Genomic DNA, 25,135 nt, shown 5'->3' with positions numbered 1-25,135 from the left:
TCCATCGGCGCGTCCCGAATCCGGCGTCTCTCGTTCATGGCGGGCGCGCGAACGAATCGCTCTATCAGAGTTGCGCGCCGCCGCCGACCCTCAAAAATCCGGGCCGGATCGGGCGCGCTATTGCGCCGCCGCGGGTGCCGGCTTGATCGTGGCGGCGGCCCCCCGCCCGGCGCTCTCGGCGGCGCGCCCGCGGGACTCGTTGCGGCCGCGGGCGCCTTCGAGTTCCGCCTCCAGGGCCTTCTGGCCCTCGGACGACTTGGCCCGGACCGGGCGCTTGGGCGCGTCGACGCCCACCGGCATGAAGGCCGGCGCCTCCTTGCCGCGCGACTCGGTCACGAAATCCGGCGCGGCGACGACCCGGGGGCCGTAGCCGGCATCGGTGGCGAGCGTGCGCACCGCATCCCCCGAGCAGGCGGCGAGCAGACCAGCCGACAGAGCCAGGACAGCCAGCGCGAAGCCCCGCGCCGGTTTTAGCCGTGCGGAAGGCCGGGCGGCGGACGAAGCCGGGTTCAAAAACGGACGACGCATGGGCACACAGGATGGGCACAAAGGTATGAGAAGAACGCCCGGATGTTTCGACGACCTGTGCATCCGGGCTGGTGCAACCTCTCGCTCACTCCCTAATTTGTCGGAAACGAGGCTCATGATCAGTCGAGCCGAACCATACACAGGGAGGCACGCGTGACGAGCCAGCGAACGCAGGCGCCGGACCCGGCAGCCGCTCGGACTTCCCTGGCCAACGGCGCGATGCCGGACGGCATCACACCGCCGATGCCGGATATCGAGGCCCTGTCGCGCAATGCCGGGCAGTTCGTGGAGGCGCTGGGGCGCAGCGCCGCCCGCATGCTCACGCCCGAAGCCCAAGCCGGCGGCACCTCCGGAGAGATCAACGAGGCGGTCAAGACGCTGGGCCAGGTCGCCGAGGCGTGGATGTCGGATCCGAACCGGAGCGCCGAGGCCCAGGCCAGGCTGTCTCAGGCGTTCCTGACGCTCTGGGGCTCGACCTACCTGCGCCTCCAGGGCCAGCAGGCCGATCCGGTCGCGGTCCCGGAACCCCGGGACGCGCGCTTCAGCGATGCCGAATGGTCGACCAACCCGTATTTCGACTTCCTCAAGCAGGGCTACCTGATCGCGACCCGCTGGGCCGAGGGACTGGTCGACGAGGCCCAGGGCATCGACGAGCACACCCGCCACAAGGCGCAGTTCTACCTGCGCCAGCTCACCAGCATGCTGTCGCCGTCGAACTTCCTGCCGACCAACCCGGAATTGATCCGCCACACCTTGAAGGAGAGCGGCGCCAACCTCGTGCGCGGCCTCAAGATGTACGAGGAGGATCTGGAGGCCGGTGGCGGCCAGCTGCGGGTCCGCCAGACCGATACGAGCGGGTTCGAGGTCGGGCGCAACATCGCCGTGACCCCCGGCGAGGTGGTGTTCCGCAACGACCTGATCGAGCTGATCCAGTACGCGCCCGCCACCGAGACCGTGCTCAAGCGCCCGTTCCTGATGGTGCCGCCCTGGATCAACAAGTTCTACATCCTCGATCTCAATCCCCAGAAGAGCTTCCTGAAGTGGATGGTCGATCAGGGGCTGACGGTGTTCTGCATCTCCTGGGTGAACCCGGACGCGCGCCACGCCGACAAGGACTTCGAGTCCTACATGCGCGAGGGCATCGAGGCAGCGATCGACGCGATCGGCGTCGCCACCGGCGAGACCGAGGTGCATGCGGCCGGCTATTGCGTCGGCGGGACCTTGCTCTCCGTCACGCTCGCCATGCAGGCCGCCACGGGCAACCGCCGGATCAAGAGCGCGACCCTGCTGACCACCCAGGTCGACTTCACCCATGCGGGCGACCTCAAGGTCTTCGCCGGCGAGGAACAGATCCGGGAGGTCGAGGCGCGGATGGCCGAGCGCGGCTATCTGGAGGGCAGCCGCATGGCCAACGCCTTCAACATGCTGCGGCCGAACGACATGATCTGGTCCTACGTCGTCAACAACTACATCAAGGGCAAGCCGCCCGCGGCGTTCGACCTTCTGTACTGGAATTCCGACGCCACCCGGATGCCGGCGGCGAACCACTCGTTCTACCTGCGCAATTGTTATCTCGAGAACAGCCTGGCCCAGGGCAAGATGGTCCTCGGCAACGTCCGGCTCGACCTGACGAAGGTGCAGGTGCCGATCTTCAACCTCGCCACCCGGGAGGACCACATCGCCCCGGCGATCTCGGTGTTCGAGGGCTCGAAGATCTTCGGCGGCAAGGTCGATTACGTGCTGGCCGGCTCCGGCCACATCGCCGGGGTGGTCAACCCGCCCTACAAGCCGAAATACGGCTACTGGACCGGCGGCCCGGTCAAGGGCGAGCTGAAGGACTGGATCGCCGCCGCAGCCGAGACCAAGGGCTCGTGGTGGCCCTACTGGTTCCAGTGGATCGAGGCGCAGGCCCCCGAGCGGGTGCCGGCCCGCAAGCCCGGCGGCGACGCGCTTCCGTCCCTCGGCCCGGCGCCGGGGACCTATGTGCGGATGCGGGCCTGAGGGGACCACGCCGGCCGCGCAGCTTGCGGATTGACGGAGCGGGTTCCGACCCGCTGTGCAAAAGCCTGCGCGTTCGCTGAGGCGCGCGGGCGATCATCCCCTCGCCCCGCTTGCGGGGCTACCAGATTCACACATCGCGTTCGGGATCACCGTCCGATCGACGGGTATGGCGCTCCAAAACCACCCCGCGCCTTCCCTCCCCCCTCTGCGGGGGAGGGTGGCCCCTGCGTCAGCAGGGGTCGGGAGAGGGGAACCCGGCTTCCGGATGAAGCAGAGCAAGCGTGAGTGCGAGCGCCCTATTCTGCACCGTCGCTCCCCTCTCCCGACCCTCGCTGACGCGAGGCCCACCCTCCCCCGCAGAGGGGGGGAGGGAGACGTGCGTGTGTCCGGCCGTCAGCTCATTCAGAAGCGATGTGTGAACATCGTAGGCTTGCGGAGAGAGGGTTGAGTTGAGGGATCCCCGGTCTTTCCGGAGAGGTCGCACCCCTGACCCTGTCCCCTCTCGCACGGGATAGGGCACCCGCGCCGCGTCCGGACACCTTTGGTCCGGTAGCCGTGAAGGGGGCTTGCCCCTCAATACCCCAGAGCCGCCCCGTCCTTGCGCGGGTCCGAGCCGGCCACCAGCGTGCCGGCCTTCCGATCGATCCAGATGATCTGACCGCCGCCGAGCGGCAGCGGCGCCCGGATCGCCGGGTGGCCGCGTTCGATCAGGCCCGCCATCGCGGCGTCGGGGATGCCGCCCTCCAGCTCCAGGCTGCCGCCATAGGCGAAGCTGCGGGGGGCATCGAGCGCCGCCTGGACGTCGAGGCCCCGGTCGAGGATGCCCGATAGCAACTCGACATGGCCCATGGCCTGGTAATGGCCGCCCATCACGCCGAACGGCGCGACCGCCCGGCCGTCCTTCATCAGCATGCCCGGGATGATCGTGTGCATCGGCCGCTTGCCCGGCCCGATACTGTTCGGGTGTCCGGCCTCCGTTCGGAAGGACAGGCCGCGATTGTGCAGCAGCACGCCGCTCTCCGGCGCCAGGATCCCTGAGCCGAAGCCCTGGAACACCGAGTTGATCAGCGACAGCGCGTTGCCGTCCCGGTCGACCACGCAGAGATAGACCGTGTCCTTGTGGGCCCGCTCCTCCGCGACCTCCCGGGCGATCTCGGGATAGATCTCGGGCGGCCGCGCCCGACCCATGTCGATCGCCCCATGGGCGGCGGCCTTCCAGGCATCCGACAGCAGGTGCTCCACCGGCACCCGGGCGAGGTCGGCGTCGCCGAACAGCACGTCGCGGTGGTGATAGGCCTGCTTGCAGGTCTCGGCGAACAGGTGGAGCCGGTCGAGATCCGACAGCGCGCCCACGTCATAATGGGAGAGCACGTTCAGCATCATCAGCGCGGCGAGACCCTGGCCGGCGGGTGGGCATTCGTAGACGTCGTAGCCGCGGTAGCGGGTCGAGACCGGCGTGACCACGTCCGGTCGGGCGGCGGCGAAATCGTCCGCGGTGTGCAGACCGCCGAGTTCGGTAAGGCGGCGGACCATGTCGTCGGCCACCGGTCCTTCATAGAAGCCGCGCGGGCCCTCCTCGGCGATGCGCCGGAGCGTTGCCGCGAGCTTCGGCAGGCGGAAGACGCTGCCGATCGCCGGGGCCGCGCTACCAGGGAGGTACGTCGCGGCGGCGTGGGGATCGCCCGCGACCCGGGGGGCGCAGCGCAGCCAGTCCCAGCCGACGCGCTGCTGGATCACGAACCCGTCCTCCGCATAGCCGATCGCCGGCTGGAGCAGCTCGCTCAAGGGACGGGTGCCGTGCTGGCGCACCAGCAGGTCCCAGGCTCCGACCGCCCCCGGCACCGTGACCGCGTGCGGCGAGGTCGGCGTGATCGCGACGCCGTGCTCGGCGTACCAGTCGGGGGTCGCGGCCGCGGGCGCCCGGCCCGAGCCGTCCAGCGCGATCGGCTTGGACGCGCCGGCCGACGCATAGAGGGCGAAACAATCGCCGCCGATGCCGGTCATCAGCGGGTCGACCACGCATTGCACCGCCACCGCGGCGATGCCGGCATCGACGGCGTTGCCGCCCGCGCGCAGCACCTCGACGGCCGTCAGGGTCGCGAGCGGGTGCGAGGTCGCCACGGCGGCGTTCGCGGCATAGACCGGGGAGCGTCCGGGTGCGGAAAAGTCTCTCACGGGAAATCCTGTCCTGTGCGATCGAGCCGCCGGCCTTCCGCCCCGTTGGAGCGGAGAGGCCGCCGCCGCTCATGTCGAACCGCCGGCTCGACCCTGTCGGCGCCGGCTCGAAACCGTATCCTATATTCAAATGATCCGCAGCGCCCCCGAGGGCGCCGATGCAAGCTCGGCGGCTCGGGTCACGCCTTCTCGATGATCGAGACCTTGCCGTCGCGCTCGACGATGCCGACCGCGACCTTGTCGAGATCGTCCAGGCCCTGCTGGCGGGCGGCGGTGCGGATGTCGGCCTGCTGCATGCGGAGCTGGCGCATGCGCGCCTCGTCCCAGATGCCGTCGCGATAGACCACGATCGGCGTGCCGTCGACGATCCGCTCGAACCAGACGACGCGCAGCTTCAGCCACGAGACGGCGACGTGCATCAGCCCGACCGTGAGCAGCGCGCTCATCGCCCCGGTGAAGGAATGGTCGTCGCCGAGCACCGCGCTGACGCTCAGGCCGCCGAACAGGAACAGCACGACCATGTCGATCGGCGCCTGCTGGCTCGCCGTGCGCCGCCCGATCAGCCGGATCACGAACAGGACGATGAGATAGGCCGCCGCGGCCTTGACGACGGTGTTCATGGCTACGGCACCGCGTATTGCGACCAGGACAGGGTCTCGCCGGCGTCGAGATGGGCCGTGAGGTCAACGCCGCCGTGGAAGCTCGGCGACCCGGTGAAGCGGATCAGCGCGCGGGTCTCGCCCTGTTGCACCGGGAAGACCAGCCGGATGTTCGCGCCGGCGATCTGCCAGGTCTCGGGCCGAGGCGTGATGCTCTCCAGCCCGAACAGGTCGACGAGGTTCTTGGCGATGGTCACCGCGACCTTGTCGCCGCCCGGGGGCACGCGGGTGTCGAGCCGCAGGATCGTCGGGGCGCCGAACCGGACCACCGGCTCGTACCGGATGGTGATCGAATCGTCCGCGTTGGTGCGGGTGCGCTCGCTGAACGGCCCGTGCCCGAGGAGGCCGAGCGCACAGATCGCCACGAAGGCCAGCATCCCGAAACGGCCGGCGATCTCGGCGCGGCGCCAGCCGTCCTCGAAGGCCGGGTAGAAGCCCGCGGCGATCTCTTGCGGCATCGGCGGGTCGTCGTGGATGATCTCCAAGGCCCATCTCCTCCCGCGCGGCGCGCCCGAAGGCGTGACCGTTACGCGCACCGGAAGCCGGAGTTCCGCCGTTGCTCGCGATGCTGAGCCTTTACAGGCCTGCATGCGCCCTGGAGTTGTAGATTGAAGTCTCCGTTGGATGACGACCCACAGACGAATCGATTTTAATGAATTGCGGAAGACCTTCGCAGGCTTCGCCATCGCAGAAGCCCGTCGATGGATCGAACACCGATGACAGGTCGATGACCGGCATGACGAGCCAACGGCACATGGTCGTGCTGCCTGCTCTCTGCTGGAACATCCGCAGGCCGGATTTCTACGCAGTTACGGCCGACGTCACCGCGGAGGGGATCCGGCTCCGGTCCTCAGCCCGGCTGGCGGCGGGTGAGGATCTGACCTGCAGCATTCGCCATATCGGGCAGCTGGAGGTGCGGATCACCGAGGTGTCCGGCCAGGACTTCGTCGTCTGGGTCCGCGGCGGCCGCGCGACGCTCAACGGGCTGGCCCGGCAATTCGTGACGCTGGCACGCGCCCAGAACTTCTCCCTGGAGCCGATCCGCGGCCATCGCCGCATCGTGCCGGCCCAGAAGACCGTCGTGATCACCCTGGAATCCGGGGTGACCTTCCCGGGGCACGTCCTCAACGTCTCGGCCTCGGGCATCGCCCTGCTGGTCGACCAGGCACTGGAGCTCGGCGAGACCATCTGGGTCGGCAGCCGGGCGGCCCGGGTCGCCCGGCATTACGAGCACGGCATCGGGGCGGCGTTCCTGGAGCCGTTGGAGCCGGACGCGGTCCACGCGGCGATGACGCTCTGAGGCCCCCCCCGCGCGGCGCCCCTCGCAGAGCTGCGGGATCGGCGCTACATCGTGGGCAGACTCGCGAAGGATCACCGATGAAGCGCCTGCTCGCCGCACCCCTCGTCTCGTCCCTGGCTGGCCTTCCGGCGGCGTTCGCGCTGCTGCCGCAGGCGGCTTTGGCGCATCCCGGTCACGGGGCTGCGCTCGGCGCGGAGGCCGGCTTCCTGCACCCGCTGATGGGGGCCGACCACGTGCTGGCGATGGTCGCGGTCGGCCTGCTGGCTGCGCTACGCGGCGGCCGGGCGCTGTGGGCATTGCCGCTATCGTTCCTGGCGCTGATGAGCGTGGGGGCGGGGCTGGGCATGGCCGGCGTGGCGCTGCCCTACACCGAGACCGGGATCGCGCTCTCCATCGTGGTGTTCGGCCTCGCCGCGATCGTCGGCCTGCGGGCGCCGGTGGCCTTGCTCGCCAGCCTGGTCGGGGTGTTCGCGGTGTTCCACGGCTACGCCCACGGCGCCGAGATGCCGGAGACTGCCTCGGGCCTCTCCTTCGGCCTCGGCTTCCTGGCCGCCACCGCGCTTCTGCACGGCGCCGGGATCGGCCTCGGCATCGCCGCCGCGCGGCTCGGCGCGACGCGGGCCGCCCCGGCGCTCGGCACCGCCGTCGCGGCGGCCGGCCTGGCCCTGCTGGCGCTTCCGGCCTGAGCGTCGGCTCCGGGTCCGGCCGGGTGACCGCCCCGCCCGGCGGTCGCGATGTCACAGGCACTTGGGGCTGACACGGACGCCCCGAGTCCCAGGTCACGCTCGCCGCGCATGTCTCCGCGGCGAGAGGACCCCTAAATGGCAAAACTCCCGACACTCGCCTTGGCGAGCCTGCTGACGCTCGGCACCCAGGCCCAGGCCGCCGCGCCGCCCGAGCGCCTGCGCGGCACGATCGAGGCCGTCGCGGACGGCGGCTTCACCCTCAAGACCCTGGACGGCAAGAGCGAGCGGATGACCCTGGCGCCGGACGCCAAGGTGTCCTGGGTGGTCCCGGCCCAGCTCGACCAGATCAAGGATGGTGTCTTCATCGGCACCGCCACTAAGGGCGAGCCGCCGGTGGCCCTGGAGGTCGTGCTGTTCCCGGAATCCATGCGCGGTACCGGCGAGGGCCATTACGATTGGGACGTGATCCCCGATCGCACCGGCGGCTCGGCGGTGAAGAGCACCATGACCAACGGCACCGTGAAGGCCGCTGGGCCGTCGACCGCGCCGGACGCCCCCCGGGTGAAGAGCGCGATGACCAACGGCACCGTGAAGGCGAGCGGCAGCGGTGCGGAGCGCACCCTCACGGTCGATTACGGCAAGGGCCAGTCGATCCAGGTCCTGGTCCCGCCTCAGGCTCCGGTGGTCACCTTCGAGACCGCGGATGCGGGCGCGATCGCGCCCGGCGCCAAGGCGTTCGTGGTCGCCGCGCGCGGCGCGGATGGCACGATCACGGCGCGCCGCGTCGCCGTCGGCAAGGACGGCCTGACGCCGCCGATGTGAGCCGATGCCGGGCGCATCCCCCCGAACCGGGGTGTCCGACGCCCGGACAGCGCGATGCCGGTGACTCGCGAAGATCCCACACGGTCTGATCGCCCCGACCCTTCCGGCCGGTCGGGGCGGCACCGGCCGTGCCCGGTTCGGCAGCACCGCTGCCGCTCCGGCAAGCATACCATTACATCCGGCAAGCTGTTGCCGGCTAAGGCGTTCTGATATTGTTGCCGGGCGGCAACATCGCACAGGAACCAATTTATCCGAGCCGAATTCTGATTGCTCGCCGAAACCCGTTCGCACATGGTGATCGTGCACGGGGGCATCGCCAAGCGAGAGCCCGCAGGAGCCTGCCACCTAAGACGCAGGCCAAACCTACAAGACGTGCGGCAAGATCCGGAGAACCGGACATGTCCGCATCATTGGGTCTCGAAGCTTTGGAGATGTCTATGAAGCTCTTGAAGAGCTCGCTGCTCGGTTCCGCCACCGCGTTCGTCGCGATCGGAGCCGCCCACGCCGCCGACCTGCCGGTCAAGAAGGCGGTCCCGATCGAGTACGTCCGCGTCTGCTCCGCCTACGGCGCCGGCTTCCTCTACATTCCCGGCACCGATACCTGCCTGCGTCTCTCCGGCCGCGCCCGGTTCGAGGGTGGGTACCAGACCAGCTATTCGCGCCAAAACGGCTCCAACGTCGGCGACACTTCGGGCTTCCAGGGCCGCATGCGCATCAACCTCGATGCCCGCAACCAGACCGCTTACGGCACCCTGCGCGCCTTCGTGCGCCTCGATGCTGGTGCCCGCACCGGATATTCCGGCGTCGGCACCTCCGGCACCCAGCAGCGTATCGGCCAGGCCTTCCCGGGCCTCGGCATCGATAGCTTCGGCCGCGACCAGCAGTTCGTGAACGTCGACAAGGCGTTCATTCAGTTCGCCGGCCTGACCGCCGGTCGCGCGTCCTCGTTCTTCGACTTCTACGCCCACGATTTCGAGTTCGCCGCCGCCACCGCGGGTTCGGACATCGCCTCCACCAACCTGCTCGCCTACACGGCGACCTTCGGCAACGGCCTGTCAGCCACGCTCTCGGTCGAAGACCCGGTTTTCCGCCGCAGCCCGATCTACTCGCCGTCGAACAACCCGGCGGGTATCACGAACAACGCATCGATCGCTAATTTCGCCCAGACGAACTCGCCCGCCCCGGTGTTCATCGGCTACACTAACGGTGTGCCGACGCGTTACAGCTTTGTTGACGTGATCCAGCGCGAGCGTCTTCCCGACTTCGTCGGCGCTCTCCGCCTCGACCAGGCCTGGGGCTCCGCGCAGGTCTCGGCTGCTGTGCACGAGTTGAACGTCGGCAACGTCGCCAACGGTGCCGGCACCGGCACCGGCTCCAACATCAGCATCCCGCACACCAGCAACGCGTATGGCTACGCGGTGCAGGGCGGCCTGAAGATCAATGCGCCGTTCATCGCCCCGGGCGATGCTCTCTACTTACAAGGCGCTTACGGCGTCGGCTCACAGCTCTACACCGGCTACTCATCGTACAGTGGCTCGTACTCGCAGAACGCGGCAACCATCCAGGGCCAGAAGTTCAACCAGTTCTTCAACGACGCGACCGTCAATCCGTTCACCGGCCAGATGGAAATGTCTACGAGCTTCAGCGTCGTTGCCTCGTATCTGCACTACTGGTCGCCTGAGTGGCGCTCGGCCGTGTTCGGGTCGTACGGCGAGATGAATTTCTCGAATAGCCAGCGCGCTGCCCAAGGCGCGGCGTTCTCGTTGGCCAACCCGGGCGGCACGAACGCCTTCGGTCAGAATGCCGTCGGTACGCCTGGCACGACATTCTACAATCTTAGCGAAGCCTTGCGCGACACCTACCAGTACGTTGTCGGTGCGAGCTTGATCTGGTCGCCGGTGAAGGACCTCGATATCGGTGTCGAGGGCTTCTACACCCAGATCGGCGTCAAGAACGGGCGCGTGATCGACAAGGACAAGAGCCCGACCGCCTACGCGAACGTCGCCGGCATCAACAACGGCACCTTTGTGCCGCGTACAACGACGCAAGACTCGAACTCCTCATTCCGCATGCGCGTCCAGCGCGACTTCTGAGCCGCAAACGCGGCGCCGGGGATACGATCCCGGCGCCGACCCCCGTGCATCACGGATCTCAAGGCCCAGCCCTCGGCTGGGCCTTTTTCGTTGCGCGCAGCACGGACAGGCGGGATCTTGCATCCCAGGCGTCCCAGGCGTCGCCCGTAGTCCTTCCGCCAAGCCTCTCGTGGCCCACCTCGGCCGAGGCATGGCTCAGGCCCGACCGGTGCCGCGTATCCCGCCTGGTGCTGCGCCGCGAATCGATGGCGCTGCCTCGCGCGTATCCCGACTCGTGTCGGGCGCCGTCTCGCTCCACCGGACAGGCCGCTGCGGACCGTCTGTCCGCTCCTCACGCTGTCCCGGCCTCCGGCCACCTATCCGATGCCACGCCGAGACCGAGGCGGCCATTGCCCCGGCCAAAGCCCTTGGACGCTGAGTCCGGCGGGATGCGATAGCGGCCTTCCCGATGTTCTCGACCCGCGCCCACACCAGGGGGCGGTAAGTCGTCCGGCCTGGGCGTCGGCCTCGTCGAGGTGGAATTGGACTCGCGCGGCAGCGCGACCAACCCTTGGGGGCGCTGCCGCGGCAGCCAGAATGCGCGCATCCCCGAAGTGATTCTCCCATCCGTTCGAATCACCGTCAGCGCGGGCGCGCCAGCCGCCGGCCTTCGTGGCCGTCGCGTTTGGACGATGTGGTGCTGAACCTTGCCGGCTCAACAGATGTACGAGGCGGTTCTGCGGGCCAATGCGAGCGCTGGGCCCATGCGCCAAGGCATGTCTGCATCCGTTGCAAGTGACGGAATGTAATTATCCAAGTTTCTGATATATGGCCGATATAAATCGTAATAAATATCCGACGTGGCGATAGTTATATTATCCAAATTCCGAAAAATAATACTTATAACTACTTCCAGCACGTTGCGAGTGTGCAACAACATAAAGCAATCATTGAGTCGATATGAAATCGATGTTGCTCGGATAAGCGCGGATCCACCATATGGACCGGCGAAGAGGAATCTCGGACGCGAGATATCTCTGAAGTCTGCCGTCAAATTTGCAGATAAAACAAAAATAAACGCTGCGACGACCGGATAATCCGGAGTCGTTGTTGTTATCGAGTCTCGAAGCTTTGGAGATATCTATGAAGCTCTTGAAGAGCTCACTGCTCGGCTCGGCCGCCGCCTTCGCGGCGATCGGAGCCGCCCATTCCGCCGACCTGCCGGTCAAGAAGGCGGCGCCGATCGAGTACGTCCGCGTCTGCTCCGCCTTCGGGGCCGGCTTCTTCTACATCCCCGGCACCGACACCTGCCTGCGGGTCTCCGGCCGCGCCCGGTTCGAGGGCGGCTACATGCCCAGCTACTCGCGCCAAGCCGGCACCAACAACGGCGATACATCGGGCTATCAGGGGCGTCTGCGCATCAACCTGGATGCCCGCACGCAGACCGCCTACGGCACCCTGCGCGCCTTTGTGCGCCTGGATGCTGGCAGCCGCACCGGCTATTCCGGAATCGGCCAGTCCGGCACCCAGCAGCGGATCGGCCAGGCCTATGCCGCCACCGGCGTCGATGAGAACGGCCGCGCGCAGCAATACGTGAACGTCGACAAGGCATTCATCCAGTTCGCCGGCCTGACCGCCGGTCGCGCCTCGTCATTCTTCGACTTCTACGCCCACGATTTCGAGATCACCGCCGCCACCCTCGGCTCGGACAACGCCTCGACCAACCTGTTCGCCTACACGGCGACCTTCGGCAACGGCCTGTCGGCGACCTTGTCGGTCGAAGATCCGGTCTTCCGCCGCACGCCGATCTTCGCGCCGAACGGCCCCTCCGGAAGCCCGCTCACCAGCCCGGTTGTCGTGGGCTACACCCGGGGCGTTCCGACCGTCGTCAGCAGCATCGATCCCGTCCAGCGCGAGCGCCTGCCCGACTTCGTCGGCGTCCTGCGCCTCGACCAAGCTTGGGGCTCGGCTCAGTTGTCGGCCGCGACGCATGAGCTGAACGTCGGTGATATCGCAACGACCCCGGTCGCTGGCGCGAACGTCAACATCGCTCACACCAACAGCGTCCAGGCCTGGGCGGTGCAGGGCGGCCTGAAGATCAACACGCCGTTCATCGCGCCGGGCGACGCGCTCTACCTCCAGGGCGCCTACGCCGATGGCGCGCAGCTCTATACGGGTTACTCCGCCTATAGTGGCTCCTACCAGCAGAGCGCGGCCACTATCCAGGGCCAGAAGCTGACGCAGTACTTCTCGGACGCGACGATCAACCCGTTCACCGGTCAGCTGCAAACGTCGCAGACGGTCACGGCCGTCGCATCGTACCTGCACTATTGGTCGCCGGAATGGCGTTCGGCCTTCTTCGGTTCTTACGGCGAGCAGAACTTTGCGAAGACGGCTCGCTTCAGCCAGGGCCTGATCAACAATCTCGTGACTGCGTCGCCCCTGTCCAACACCGTTGGTCTGCCGGGCACGCGATTCTACCAGCTGAGCCAAGCGCTGCGCGACACCTACCAGTTCGTCGCCGGTGCGAGCCTGATCTGGTCGCCGGTGAAGGACCTCGATATCGGGGTCGAGGGTTACTACACGCAGATAGGCCTGAAGCGTGGCCGGGCGATCGACCAGGACAAGAGCCCGACGGCCTATGCCAACGTCGCCGGTATCAACAACGGCACTTTCGTGCCGCGCACCGCGACGCAGGACTCGATCTCGCAGGTCCGTTTCCGCGTCCAGCGCGACTTCTGATCCGACACACCGGCGCCGAGGCTTTGGCCCCGGCGCCGGTCCCCGTGCATTTCGACTTTCAAGGCCCGGCCCCGCGCCGGGCCTTTTTTTGTCGCGGGTATCGTCGTGCTCGCCGTTCCCCAAGATATCGCGGCCTCGACCTCGATCATCGGCGAGCCCGTGTCTCTCGGCATGTTCGAGCCGGGTCGCGCGCGCTCCGGAGTGGCGACGCCAGCGGGTTGAGAGCGGTGCCGCTTCCCGATCGACGGCGCCGCCGGGAAGGACCTGTGCGACGTCCGCCGGCGGGAACATCGGTCCAATTTGCCGGCCGGTCGCGCCGCCTACCCATCCGGCGTGATTAAATAAATACCTCTCGTTTCCAATATGACAGCACTTATTTAAAATAAAAATGCGATATTTTCTGTAAGTACCGGTGTCTATTCAATAATATTACCAATAATGTTTATGACTGATATGTTGTTTTGCAGCAACAAGCGCGTAAATGTAATTTTATTCTCGAGATAAATCTTGCTCCGGTGCGTTGTGAAATGCAGAATATGTATATTATCAACGTATAAAGGGCACAATAGACGCATATTTATAAATATAGAACGGCATTTACTATTATAATAAAGCATAGTTGAAAAAAATATCTCTAAGTTTGATGTAAAATATCGGAGGCCGGGATGAGATTATTGAGACGTTGCGTGCTCGGCTTCCCCGCAGCGTTCGTCGCGGTTGGAGCCGCCCATTCGGCCAACCTGCCGGTCAAGAAGGCTGCGCCGATCGAGTACGTTCGCATCTGCTCCGCTTTTCGGGCCGGCTTCTTCGACATCCCCGGAACCGAGACCTGCCTGCGGGTCTCCGGTCGCGCCCGGTTCGAGGGCGGATACATCACCGCCTATACCCGGCAAGCCGGCACCAACAGCGGCGACACCTCGGGCTATCGCGGATTGTTGCGCTTCAACCTGGATGCCCGCACCCAGACCGCCTACGGCACCCTGCGCGCCTTCGTACGCCTCGATGCGGGCAGCCGCGCCGGCGCTTCCGGGGTCGGCCGGTCCGGCACTCAGGAACGCATCGGCCTAGCCTATGCCGCCACCGGCGTCGATGAGACGGGCCGCGCGCAACAGGTCGTGAACGTCGACAAGGCGTTCATCCAGTTCGCCGGCCTGACCGCCGGTCGTGCCGCCTCGTTCTTCGACTTCTACGCTCACGATTTCGAGCTCTCGAGTGCCACTGCGGGGTCGGATGTCGCCTCCACCAACCTGTTCGCCTACACGGCGACCTTAGGCAACGGCCTGTCGGCGACCCTGTCGGTGGAAGATCCGGTCTTCCGCCGCACGCCGATCTTCGCGCCGTCGGGCGGCGCTGCCCCGGTCAGCCCCGTCTTCGTCGGCTACATCCGGGGCGTGCCGTCAAGCTTCGGCAACATCGACACCATCCAGCGCGAGCGTCTGCCCGACTTCGTCGGCGTCCTGCGCGTCGATCAAACCTGGGGCTCGGCCCAGTTCTCGGCCGCGACGCATGAGTTGAACGTCGGCAACATCGCGCTCGGTACCGGTGCGAATGTCAGCGTCGCCCATACCAACAGCGTCCAGGCCTGGGCGGTGCAGGGCGGCCTGAAGCTGAATGCGCCGTTCGTCGCGCCCGGCGACACCCTGTACCTGCAGGGCGCCTATGGCGACGGGGCCCAGTTCTACACCGGCTATTCCGCGTTCAGCGGCTCAGCGTCCCCGAACGCCGCCACGATCCAGGGCCAGACGTTCAACCAGTCCTTTTCCGACGCGACGATCAACCCGTTCACCGGCCAGTTGCAGACCTCGAACAGCGTCACCGCGGTGGCGTCGTATCTGCACTACTGGTCGCCGGAATGGCGCTCGGCCGTCTTCGGCTCCTACGGCGAGCAGAGCTTTTCCCGGAGCGCCCGCCTTGCCCAGGGCGCGGCCTTCAACCTCCTGAACCCGAACGGCATCAACACCTTCAGCACCAACGCGGTCGGCGTGCCGGGGACCCGGTTCTACCAGTTGAGCCAGGCTTTGCGCGATACCTACCAGTTCGTCGCGGGTGCGAGCCTGATCTGGTCGCCGGTGAAGGATCTCGATCTCGGCATCGAGGGCTACTACACGCAGATCGGTCTGAAGAGCGGCCGGGCGATCGACCTCGACAAGAGCCCGACCGCCTATGCCAACGTCGCCGGCATCAACGCCGGCACCTTCGTGCCGCGCACCGCGACGCAGGATTCGGTCTCGCAGATCCGCCTCCGCATTCAGCGCGACTTCTGATCCGACCTATCGGCGCCGGGCCTCACGCCCGGTGCATTTCGACGTCTAAGGCCCGGCTCCGCGCCGGGCTTTTTCTGTTGCGGCTTTCGAAGCGACGCACGGCCCCGGCCTGCGGCGCGACGACCCGGTGCCGAGTCAGCGCACGCCTCCGAAGCCCGGTTGGAACGACAGCACCGTCGAGGTGCTCGATGGCCGGCGCCCTCGGCGCCCACCGCTCAGGGATGCGCGGGCTATCGCGATTAGACAATCGGACGCGTCAGCCGCTGCCTAAGAACGATAGTAATGCGATAGAACTTTTCCAAATCAATGATCGACTCACCGTGTATTTATATGATTGTTCCATAAAACTGATATTTATTCGTTGCTTTTATGCAACAAATTCGCAAATGGACAGATAAAGTCAAGAATGACTGTTGCTCGCTAAAGAACTGAAACGCAGGATAATCGTCCAAATACGGGATTAATCCGCCAGATTTGGAATAAATATTCCGCCAACAAGCGAAATGAGAAAAAATCCTTCGACAGATGGGGGAAGCCGAGGAGGGTTGCCGTTATCGGCTTCAAACATCTGGGGGCATTGATGAGTCTATCGAATCGTTTCCTGCTGCTTGGTTCTACCGCTGCTTTCGCCACGGTCGGCGCGGCGCACGCGGCCGACCTGCCGGTGAAGAAGGCCGAACCGGTCGAGTATGTCCGCATCTGCACCACCCACGGCGTCGCCTTCTTCTACATCCCCGGCACCGATACCTGCCTGCGCATCTCAGGCCGGACCCGGTTCGAGGGCAATTACCAGACGACCTACTCGCGCCAGACCGGCACGGGCGACACGTCGGGCTATCGGGGGCTGTTGCGCTTCAACTTCGATGCTCGCACCCGGACCGAGTACGGAACCCTGCGCGCCCTGGTGCGCCTCGATGCCGCCTCCCGCACCGGTCTCATCCATTCCGGAACCCAGCTGCGCATCGGCCATTCCTACGCCGCCACCGGCGTCGACGAGGCCGGCCGCGCGCAGCAACATGTGAATGTCGACAAGGCGTTCATCCAGTTCGCCGGTCTGACCGCCGGTCGTGCGGCGTCTTACTTCGACTTCTACGCCCACGACTTCGAGTTCTACGGCGCCACCTCCGGCTCGGATACGTCGTCGACCAATCTGCTCGCCTACACGGCGACCGTCGGTGACGGGTTCTCGGCGACGCTGTCGGTCGAAGACCCGGTCTACCGCCGCACGCCGGTCTTCGCGCCCTACGCGACCACGGCCACGACCCCGGTTGGCCCCGTCTTCGTCGGCTATGCCGACGGCCTGCCGTCCCGCTACGGCACCATCGACAGCATCCAGCGCTCGCGGCTGCCCGACTTCGTCGGCGCCCTGCGCGTCGAGCAGGATTGGGGCTCCGCGCAACTCTCGGCCGCCACGCACGAGATCAATGTCGGCAACCTGAGTACCGCCCCGGCCGACGGCACTGGTGGTGTGATCACCGGTGTTGCGCATACCGGTTCGGTCCAGGGCTGGGCGGTGCAGGGCGGCGTGAAGGTGAACACGCCGTTCATCGCCCCGGGCGATGCCCTCTATTTGCAGGGCGCCTACGGCGACGGAACGCAGAACTATGTCGGCTATTGCATGATTGCCGGCTGCTATGCGCAGGCCAATACCGGTTTTGGTGGTCAGAAATTCGCGCAGTCCTTTGCCGATGCGTCGATCAACCCGTTTACCGGCCAGTTGCAGACCTCAACCAGTTTCTCGGCGGTCGCCTCGTTCCTGCATTACTGGTCGCCGGAATGGCGCTCCGCCATCTTCGGCTCCTACGGCGAGCAGGATTTCTCGGCCGGCGCCCGTCTGGCGCAGGGCGCGGCCTACAGCCTCGTGAGCCCGAACGGCGCCGTCGCGTTCGGCGCCAACGCCGTCGGCGTGCCGGGGACCCGGTTCTACCAGTTGAGCCAGGCCCTGCGCGACAGCTACCAGTACGTGGTCGGGGCGAGCTTGATCTGGTCGCCGGTGAGAGATCTCGATATCGGCGTCGAGGGCTTCTACACTCAGGTCGGCGTGAAGAGCGGACGGGTCATCGACTCGGACAAGAGCCCGACGGCCTACGCCAACGTCGCCGGCATCAACGCCGGCACCTTCGTGCCGCGCACCGCGACGCAGGACTCGGTCTCGCAGATCCGCCTCCGCGTCCAGCGGGACTTCTGATCCGACACATCGGTACCGGGGCTTCGGTCCCGGTCCCGTGCGATGCGACGTTTGAGGCCCGGCTCCGCGCCGGGCCACTTTGTGTTGCGGGCGTCGTCGTGCCGACCGGTCGCGACGCTCCCCCGGCCAATGGCTTCCGGGCACCGCGCCTGCGCATACGGCTGAAGGTGATCGAAGGCGGTTGCGATTCGCTGGCGAGGATCAGCGTGGCCACTGCCCGTCAGGATGGCGGCCCAAGCGGCGCCCACCACCGATAGGCGAGGGCAGCCTGCCGGCAGTGGCAGGAACACCATCGGTTCAGCAGGCCGGCCGCCTCGTCCGCCGCCCCTCAAGATCAGATGATCCGCTGCATCGGGCGCGTGTCAAAACAGCGATAGCGCAAGTGATCATTTCCCATTGAATGATTTGATGTCGAATATTTGCATATAGACCGAACAATAATAGGTACATTTAACGTGGCGGATTAGCAACATCAGCGTAAATGCGAAGACGAATCATGGAATAAATGTTGCTCGCTAAAGACCGCGATCGCAGGATGAACGTCGAAAGATGAATTCCGGTTCCTAAGTCTCGGATCAATCTTCTACAGAACATAAAACATAAGAAAAATCCTGCAATAGTCAGGACATGCGAAACGCATTGCCGCCGTAGGCTCAAAATATCTGGGGGTCTTGATGAGATTATTGAATCGTTTCTTGCTTGGGTCCGTCACCGCATTCACCGCGGCCGGAGCCGCCCACGCCGCCGACCTGCCGGTGAAGAAGGCCGCGCCGATCGAATACGTCCGCGTCTGCTCCGCCTACGGCGCCGGCTTCTTCTACATCCCCGGCACCGATACCTGCCTGCGCATCTCGGGCCGCGCCCGGTTCGAAGGGGCCTACCAGACATCGTCCAGCCGCCAGCCGGGCGCTGTCGGCGAGACGTCGGGCTATCGCGGGTTGGCGCGCTTCAACCTGGATGCCCGCACCCAGACCGCCTACGGCACCCTGCGCGCCTTCGTGCGCCTCGACGCCGCCTCCCGCACGGGCGTCATCCATTCCGGGACGATGCTGCGCATCGGCCAGGCCTACGGCGCCACCGGCGTCGACGAGCGGGGCCAGGCGCAGCAATACGTGAACGTCGACAAGGCGTTCATCCAGTTCGCCGGCCTGACCGCCGGTCGCGCGTCGTCGTTCTACGACTTCTACGCCCACGATTTCGAATTCTACGGCGCGACCTCGGGCTCGGACAATTCGTCCACCAACCTGCTCGCCTACACGGGCACCTTCGGCAACGGCGTGTCGGCGACCCTGTCGGTGGAAGACCCGGTCTACACCCGCTCGCCGGTCTTCTCGCCGTCCGGGAACGCACTCACCCCCACCTTCGTCGGCTACACCGACGGCCGGCCGTCCCGCTACGGCAACGTCGACACCGTCCAGCGCTCGCGGCTGCCCGACTTCGTCGGCGCCCTACGGGTCGACCAAGCCTGGGGCTCGGCTCAGCTCTCGGCCGCCACGCACGAGATCAACGTCGGCAACCTGAGCACCGCCACGGCCGCGGGCGCGGGCGGCGTGCTCACCGGGATCCGGCACGCCAATTCGGTCCAGGGCTGGGGCGTGCAGGGCGGCGTGAAGTTCAACCTGCCGTCGATTGCCCCCGGCGATACCCTCTACCTGCAGGGGGCCTACGCCAACGGCGCGCAGAGCTATGCCGGCTATTGCATGATTGCCGGCTGCTACGCGCAGTCCAACACCGGCTTCGACACTCAGAAGTTCGAGCAGTACTTCGCCGACGCGTCGATCAATCCGTTCACCGGCCAGCTCCAGACCTCGACCAGCTTCTCGGCGGTCGCGTCGTACCTGCATTACTGGTCGCCGGAATGGCGCTCGGCCCTGTTCGGCTCCTACGGGGAGCAGGATTTCTCGGCCGGCGCCCGCCTGGCCCAGGGCGCGCTGTTCAGCCTGGTGAACCCGAGCGGCAACAGCTTCGGCACCAACGGCGTCGGCGTGCCCGGCACCCGGTTCTACCAGCTGAGCCAGGCCCTGCGGGACACCTACCAGTACGTGCTCGGCGGCAGCCTCATCTGGTCTCCGGTCACCGACCTCGATATCGGCGTCGAGGCCTTCTACACGCAGGTCGGCGTGAAGAGCGGCCGGGTCATCGACCTCGACAAGGGCCCGGGTGCGTACGGTGCCGTTGCCGCCATCAACAACGGCACCTTCGTGCCGCGGACCGCGACGCAGGATTCGATGACCCACGTGCGCTTGCGCGTGCAGCGCGACTTCTGATCCGACCGGCCGACCCCGATCCCGGAGCCGGCCCCCGCATCGCGACGTTTTCGGCCCGGCCCCCCGCCGGGCCGTTTCGCGTCGCGCGTCCGTGCATCGAGACTGAGAAGCCGCCTTAATCCCTGTCCCCAATACAGGTTGCGCGCTTTGTTCCGCGGTTCGCGTTGCCGGTCTCGGCGGGCGCTGATACGCCGGAATCGACTTTATCTCCGCCGACCGCGCGGCCCCAGTCGCCACCATCGCGGCGACCGGGGCTGTGCGGCGAAGGCCGGAAGGGCCCGCGCGTGGTCGGAAGTCCGGAGGAAGCCGATGACCAGTTCCGCCTCGACCAGCCCCGTGCCGGCATCGGCCGAAGACCCGGTCGCCGCGCGCCGCGCGTCGCGGTTCTGGCCGGAGGGCTGGTGGCGCCTGGTCGACATGAAGATCGGCATCATCCCGCTGCCGCTCTACGTCATCGTGGCGATCCTGCTGGTGGTCCTGGTCCAGGAGGGCGAGGTCAAGCCGGACGGGCCGACCATGATCGCCGTGCTGGTGATGGGCGGCTTCACCTGCGCGGAGATCGGCAAGCGCATCCCGATCCTGCGCAACATCGGCGCGGGCGCGATCTTCGCGACCTTCATCCCGTCGGCGCTGGTCTATTACAAGCTGGTGCCGCCGCAGATGGAGAAGGCGATCTTCGATTTCACGAAGTTCACCAACTTCCTCTACATCTACATCGCCACGATCATCGTCGGCTCGATCCTCGGCATGGATCGCGACGTCCTGATCAAGGGCTTCCTCAAGATCTTCGCGCCGCTCGCGGTCGGCTCGGTGGCGGCGGCCATCGTCGGCACCCTGGTCGGCACCGCCCTGGGGCTCGGCCCCTACAAGACCTTCTTCTTCATCGTCGTGCCGATCATGGCCGGGGGCGTCGGCGAGGGCGCGATCCCGCTCTCGATCGGCTACGCGGCGATCCTGGGCCAGCAGCAGGGCGTCGTCTTCGCCCAGGTGCTGCCGCCGGTGATGCTCGGCTCGCTCACCGCGATCATCTTCGCCGGCACCCTCAACGCCGTCGGCAAGCGCTATCCCCACCTCACCGGCGAGGGCCGGCTCCAGCCCGGCGCGGAGGGCATGGAATCGAGCGACGCGCAGGCGCGCTCCGAGGCGGCGCGGGGCCAGATCGACGCCGCCACGATCGGCGCGGCCGGGCTCACGGCCATCACCCTCTACCTGCTCGGGGTCATCGCCCACCACCTCGTCGGCCTGCCGGCGCCGGTGGCGATGCTGTTCCTGGCGGTGTTCGCCAAGCTCGGCAGCGCCGTGTCGCCCCACCTTCAGGCCGGCGGCTTCGTGGTCTACAAGTTCGTCCAGGTTTCGATGACCTATCCGCTGCTCTTCGCCATCGGGGTGGCGCTCACCCCCTGGAACGAGCTGATGGCGGCCTTCACCCTGGTGAACCTGATCACCATCGTGTCGACCGTCTCGACGCTGATGGTCACCGGCTTCTTCGTCGGCCGCGCGCTCGGGATGTACCCGATCGAGACCGCCATCGTGAACGCCTGCCACAGCGGCCAGGGCGGCACCGGCGACGTCGCGATCCTCACGGCGGCCAACCGCATGGCGCTGATGCCGTTTGCCCAGATCGCAACCCGGATCGGCGGCGCGCTGACCGTGACCGGGACGATCATCGCGATGAAATGGATCGGCGTTTGAACGCGAAATCCGGAGCGTTGCGTCATGGCCGGTGATCCGGGCGCCGTCGAGGCGACTCTGCAATCCAGGATCGGGGCGATCCTCCGCGCGACGAGCGGCAACTTCCTGGAGATGTTCGACTTCTTCCTGTTCGGGTTCTACGCCAGCTATATTTCGCGGGCGTTCTTCCCCTCGGGCAACGAGACCACCGAGCTGCTCCTGACCTTCGGGACCTTCTGGCTCGGCGCGCTGATGCGGCCCCTCGGGGCGATCGTCCTCGGCGCCTATATCGACCGGATCGGGCGCCGGAAGGGCCTCATCGTTACGCTGGCAATCATGGCGAGCGGCACGGTGCTGATCGCCTTCTGCCCGAGCTACGGGACGATCGGCATCGCCGCGCCGCTGATCGTGCTGGCCGGGCGCCTGCTGCAGGGTTTTTCCGCCGGCGTCGAGATCGGCGGGGTCTCGATCTACCTGTTCGAGATCGCTACCCTTGGGCGGAAGGGTTTTTACACGGCGTTCCAGTCGGCCAGCCAGCAGGTGGCGATCATGTTCGCGGCCGTGATCGGCTACGGGCTCAACGCCTACCTGACCAAGCAGCAGATCGGCGATTTCGGCTGGCGGATCCCGTTCTTCATCGGCTGCCTGATCGTGCCGTTCATCTTCTTCATCCGGCGCTCCCTGCAGGAGACCCAGGAATTCGCCCGGCGGACCCATCATCCGGGCACGCGCGAGATCCTCACCACGGTGGCCGCCAACTGGCGGATCGTGCTGCTCGGCATGATGCTGTCGACCATGACCACGGTGACCTTCTACATGATCACCGTCTACACCCCGACCTTCGGCAAGAACGTCCTCAAGCTCACCGAGACCGACAGCCTGATCGTCACCCTGTGCGTGGCGATCACCAACTTCATCTGGCTGCCCGTCGGCGGCGCGCTCTCGGACGCGGTCGGGCGCAAGCCGGTGCTGCTGACGATCTCGGTCCTGTCGCTGCTGACCACCTATCCGACCCTGCACTGGCTCGTGGCCGATCCCACCTTCGGCAAGATGCTCGGGGTCGAGCTGTGGCTGTCGTTCTTCTTCGGCGTCTACAATGGCGCGATGATCGTGGCGCTGTCCGAGGTGGTGCCGGCGCGCGTGCGCGCGAGCGGCTTCTCCCTGGCCTACAGCCTCGCCACGGCCCTGTTCGGCACCGCCACCCCGATGGTCTCGACCTACCTGATCGACCAGACCGGCGACCGGGCGGCGCCGAGCTACTGGCTGATGGCGGCCGCCGCCTGCGGCATCGTCGCGACGCTCGCGCTGTTCCGCGGCGGGCCGCGGGACGCGCGGGTTCCGGCCCACGCCTGAGGGCGAGGTCCCTAAACCCCCTGCCAGATCCGGATCCGCGCCTTGAAGGCGGCGCGGATATGCGCGCGCGCCGCCGCCTCGGCGCCGTCGCCGTCATGGACCCGGATCGCCGCGATGATCGCGGCGTGCTCGTCGAGGGACTCCCCGGCGCGCTCGGGAGCCGCCAGCGTCGTGGCGCCGGGGAGAAGCACCAGCGACAGCCGCATCGTCTCCAGGGTGCCCTGCAGGAAGCGGTTGCGCGCCGCCGCGTGGATCTGCCGGTGGAACAGCCGGTTGTTGCGGGCCAGTGCCGCCGCGTCGCCGGTGAGCGTCCGGTCGCGGGCGATCATCTCCTCCAGGATCTCGGTCTCGACCGCGCTCGCGTGGATCGCGGCGAGCCGGGCGGCCGTGCCCTCCAGCACCTCGCGCATGTCGTAGAGCTCGCTGACCTGGCCGTAATCGAGCTGCGCCACGCTGGCGCCCCGATGCGGCTCGTGCGCGACGAGGCCCTGCGCCTCCAGGCGGCCCAGCGCCTCGCGCACCGGCGTGCGGCTGATCGCGAACCGCTCGGCCAGCTCCGCCTCGCGCAGGCGGCTGCCGGGGGCGAGCTCGCCGTCCTCTATCGCTTGCAGCAGACGCTCATAGGCGGCGACGCCGTTGGAGCGCTCCGACTCACTCGCTTTCATGCCAGGCTCTCCTCGACCGGGGCCTTAGCCTGAAACCACGCCGTCCGGAACGCTTGCAGCCGATTGCATGCGAGCGTATACAATATTGGAAATAGAGCGATGGAGGCGGGGATGCAGGATCGTCCGGACGGATCATGGGATGTCGTGGTGGTCGGCTCCGGCAACGCTGCCATGAGCGCCGGCCTCGCCGCCCTCGAGCGCGGCGCCTCGGTGCTGATGATCGAGAAGGCCGAGCCGGACCTCGCCGGCGGCAATACCGCCTACACGGCCGGCGCCATGCGGTTCGTCTACCAGGGCAACGACGACCTGCTCCCGCTGCTGGCCGACCCGGACGATCCGCGCCTGCCGCGCACCGATTTCGGCGCCTATACGGCCCAGACTTTCGAGTCCGACCTGCTCGGCTTCAACGATGGCCGGCCGCTCTCGCGCGAGCAGCGCATCCTGATCGACGAGAGCGGCGCGGCCCTGCGCTGGCTCTCGACGCAAGGCGTGAAGTTCGAGCCGATCTATGCACGGCAATCCTTCGAGAAGGACGGGCGCTTCGTGTTCTGGGGCGGCCTGACGCTCGCCACCCACGACGAGGGTTTCGGGCTCGCCCGGGCCGAGCTGGAGGCCTTCACCAAGGCCGGCGGGGAAATCCGCTACGGCTGTCCGGCCACGGGGCTGATCGTCGAGGCGGGCCGCGTCGTCGGCGTGGAGACGCCCCAGGGCGCGTTCCGGGCCAACGCCGTGATCCTGGCCTGCGGCGGCTTCGAATCGAACCCTGAGTTGCGCACGCGCTTCATCGGCGAAGGCTGGGACAAGGCCCGGGTGCGCGGCACCCCGCACAATCGCGGCGACGGGCTGGAGATGGCGCTGGCACTCGGCGCCAAGCCGCACGGCTTCTACGGCGGCTGCCACGCCACGCCGATGGACCTGCACACCCCCGATTACGGCAACCTCTTCCTGCCCCACGGCGAGCGCAAGCACTACCGCAAGATCTGCTATTTTTTGGGCCTCATGCTGAATGCTGAGGGGCAGCGGTTCGTCGACGAGGGCAAGAATTTCCGCAATTACACCTACGCCCAGTTCGGCCGCTCGATCATGGAGCAGCCCGGCCACGTCGCCTGGCAGATCTTCGACGCCGAGGTCGATCACCTGCTCTACAGCGAGTACCGGTTCCACGACGCCCACTTCGTCGAGGCCGACACGCTCGACGGCCTCCTGGACAAGCTCGACGGCATCGACCGCGCGGCGGCCAAGCGCACCATCGCCGAGTTCAACGCCGCCGTGGACGACACCGTCCCGTTCGACCCCACCGTGAAGGACGGCCGCGGCACCAAGGGGCTTCCCCTGCCGAAGTCGAACTGGGCGCAAGCGATTGAGACCGGGCCGTTCAAGGCCTACCCGGTCACCGGCGGCATCACCTTCACGTATGGCGGCGTCGAGGTCGGAGAGAGCGGTGGCGTCCGGCGCGAGGACGGCAGCGAGATTCCAGGCCTCTACGCCTGCGGTGAGATGGTCGGCGGCGTGTTCTTCAACGGCTATCCCGGCGGCTCGGGTCTGACCTCCGGCGTCGTCTTCGGACGGCGGGCTGGCTACGGCGCCGCCGCGGCGGCGCGGGGGGCATAGGTTCTCACCGCCCACCGTCATTGCAAGCGCAGCGAAGCAACCTAGGGCAACGCTACGTCCGGGGATCGCGCGCTGCGCTGGGTTGCTTCGCTGCGCTCGCAATGACGGCACGCGTTCGTCGTCGTCGCACG

At 66.8% G+C, this 25,135-nt stretch carries 17 protein-coding genes; 12 read left to right on the top strand and 5 right to left on the bottom strand.

The window, feature by feature from the left end:
• Positions 1 to 117: 117 nt before the first annotated feature.
• Complete coding sequence (locus MKL20_RS10540) at positions 118 to 528, bottom strand: hypothetical protein (protein ID WP_244036632.1); 411 nt, start codon at positions 526 to 528, stop codon at positions 118 to 120.
• A gap of 219 nt (positions 529 to 747) precedes the next feature.
• On the opposite strand from MKL20_RS10540, the gene MKL20_RS10535 reads away from it, so the two are divergent.
• Positions 748 to 2,529, top strand: coding sequence for a PHA/PHB synthase family protein (locus MKL20_RS10535; RefSeq protein WP_244036715.1), 1,782 nt, complete (start codon positions 748 to 750; stop codon positions 2,527 to 2,529).
• Between the two features lie 573 nt (positions 2,530 to 3,102).
• Here the strand turns inward: MKL20_RS10535 and MKL20_RS10530 are convergent.
• From MKL20_RS10530 to MKL20_RS10520, 3 genes are all read right to left on the bottom strand, one after another.
• A complete protein-coding gene (locus MKL20_RS10530; protein ID WP_244036631.1) occupies positions 3,103 to 4,704 on the bottom strand; it encodes a gamma-glutamyltransferase family protein in 1,602 nt (533 codons plus the stop codon).
• Positions 4,705 to 4,883: 179 nt separating this feature from the next.
• Positions 4,884 to 5,324 carry a DUF421 domain-containing protein gene (locus MKL20_RS10525; protein WP_243944408.1) on the bottom strand — a complete coding sequence of 147 codons (441 nt, stop codon included), beginning with the start codon at positions 5,322 to 5,324 and terminating at the stop codon, positions 4,884 to 4,886.
• Positions 5,325 to 5,326: 2 nt separating this feature from the next.
• Entirely contained in the window at positions 5,327 to 5,848 is a 522-nt protein-coding gene (locus MKL20_RS10520; protein ID WP_244036630.1) for a hypothetical protein, read from the bottom strand.
• 251 nt (positions 5,849 to 6,099) lie between these two features.
• Between MKL20_RS10520 and MKL20_RS10515 the strand changes: the two genes are divergently transcribed.
• The 10 genes from MKL20_RS10515 to MKL20_RS10470 all read left to right on the top strand — a co-directional run bounded on the left by MKL20_RS10515 (position 6,100) and on the right by MKL20_RS10470 (position 22,728).
• Positions 6,100 to 6,663: a PilZ domain-containing protein gene (locus MKL20_RS10515; protein ID WP_244036629.1), complete on the top strand. Its 564-nt coding sequence runs from the start codon at positions 6,100 to 6,102 to the stop codon at positions 6,661 to 6,663.
• Positions 6,664 to 6,740: 77 nt separating this feature from the next.
• Positions 6,741 to 7,349 (top strand): HupE/UreJ family protein, encoded by a 609-nt coding sequence (locus MKL20_RS10510; protein ID WP_244036628.1) that lies wholly within the window; start codon positions 6,741 to 6,743, stop codon positions 7,347 to 7,349.
• Positions 7,350 to 7,484: 135 nt separating this feature from the next.
• Positions 7,485 to 8,171, top strand: a complete 687-nt coding sequence (locus MKL20_RS10505) for a metal ABC transporter permease (RefSeq protein ID WP_243963240.1) — start codon at positions 7,485 to 7,487, stop codon at positions 8,169 to 8,171.
• Between the two features lie 437 nt (positions 8,172 to 8,608).
• On the top strand, positions 8,609 to 10,264 hold the full coding sequence (locus MKL20_RS10500; protein WP_244036627.1) for a porin: 1,656 nt from the start codon (positions 8,609 to 8,611) through the stop codon (positions 10,262 to 10,264).
• Positions 10,265 to 11,386: 1,122 nt separating this feature from the next.
• Positions 11,387 to 12,985, top strand: a complete 1,599-nt coding sequence (locus MKL20_RS10495) for a porin (RefSeq protein ID WP_244036626.1) — start codon at positions 11,387 to 11,389, stop codon at positions 12,983 to 12,985.
• A gap of 665 nt (positions 12,986 to 13,650) precedes the next feature.
• Positions 13,651 to 15,249 (top strand): porin, encoded by a 1,599-nt coding sequence (locus MKL20_RS10490; RefSeq protein ID WP_244036625.1) that lies wholly within the window; start codon positions 13,651 to 13,653, stop codon positions 15,247 to 15,249.
• 580 nt (positions 15,250 to 15,829) lie between these two features.
• Entirely contained in the window at positions 15,830 to 17,437 is a 1,608-nt protein-coding gene (locus MKL20_RS10485; protein ID WP_244036624.1) for a porin, read from the top strand.
• 674 nt (positions 17,438 to 18,111) lie between these two features.
• A complete protein-coding gene (locus MKL20_RS10480) occupies positions 18,112 to 19,704 on the top strand; it encodes a porin (protein ID WP_244036623.1) in 1,593 nt (530 codons plus the stop codon).
• Between the two features lie 309 nt (positions 19,705 to 20,013).
• Positions 20,014 to 21,396 (top strand): 2-hydroxycarboxylate transporter family protein, encoded by a 1,383-nt coding sequence (locus tag MKL20_RS10475; protein ID WP_244036622.1) that lies wholly within the window; start codon positions 20,014 to 20,016, stop codon positions 21,394 to 21,396.
• Positions 21,397 to 21,420: 24 nt separating this feature from the next.
• A complete protein-coding gene (locus MKL20_RS10470) occupies positions 21,421 to 22,728 on the top strand; it encodes an MFS transporter (RefSeq protein WP_244036621.1) in 1,308 nt (435 codons plus the stop codon).
• Between the two features lie 11 nt (positions 22,729 to 22,739).
• Here the strand turns inward: MKL20_RS10470 and MKL20_RS10465 are convergent, their stop codons facing one another.
• Positions 22,740 to 23,393 carry a GntR family transcriptional regulator gene (locus tag MKL20_RS10465; protein ID WP_244036620.1) on the bottom strand — a complete coding sequence of 218 codons (654 nt, stop codon included), beginning with the start codon at positions 23,391 to 23,393 and terminating at the stop codon, positions 22,740 to 22,742.
• A 111-nt stretch (positions 23,394 to 23,504) separates the two neighbouring features.
• Between MKL20_RS10465 and tcuA the strand changes: the two genes are divergently transcribed.
• Positions 23,505 to 25,004 (top strand): FAD-dependent tricarballylate dehydrogenase TcuA, encoded by a 1,500-nt coding sequence (tcuA, locus tag MKL20_RS10460; protein ID WP_244036619.1) that lies wholly within the window; start codon positions 23,505 to 23,507, stop codon positions 25,002 to 25,004.
• Positions 25,005 to 25,135: the final 131 nt, after the last annotated feature.

It is taken from the genome of Methylobacterium sp. E-066, assembly GCF_022829635.1.
In the GTDB taxonomy this organism is placed as follows: Bacteria; Pseudomonadota; Alphaproteobacteria; order Rhizobiales; family Beijerinckiaceae; genus Methylobacterium.
This window is presented reverse-complemented; position numbering and strand designations above follow the sequence as displayed.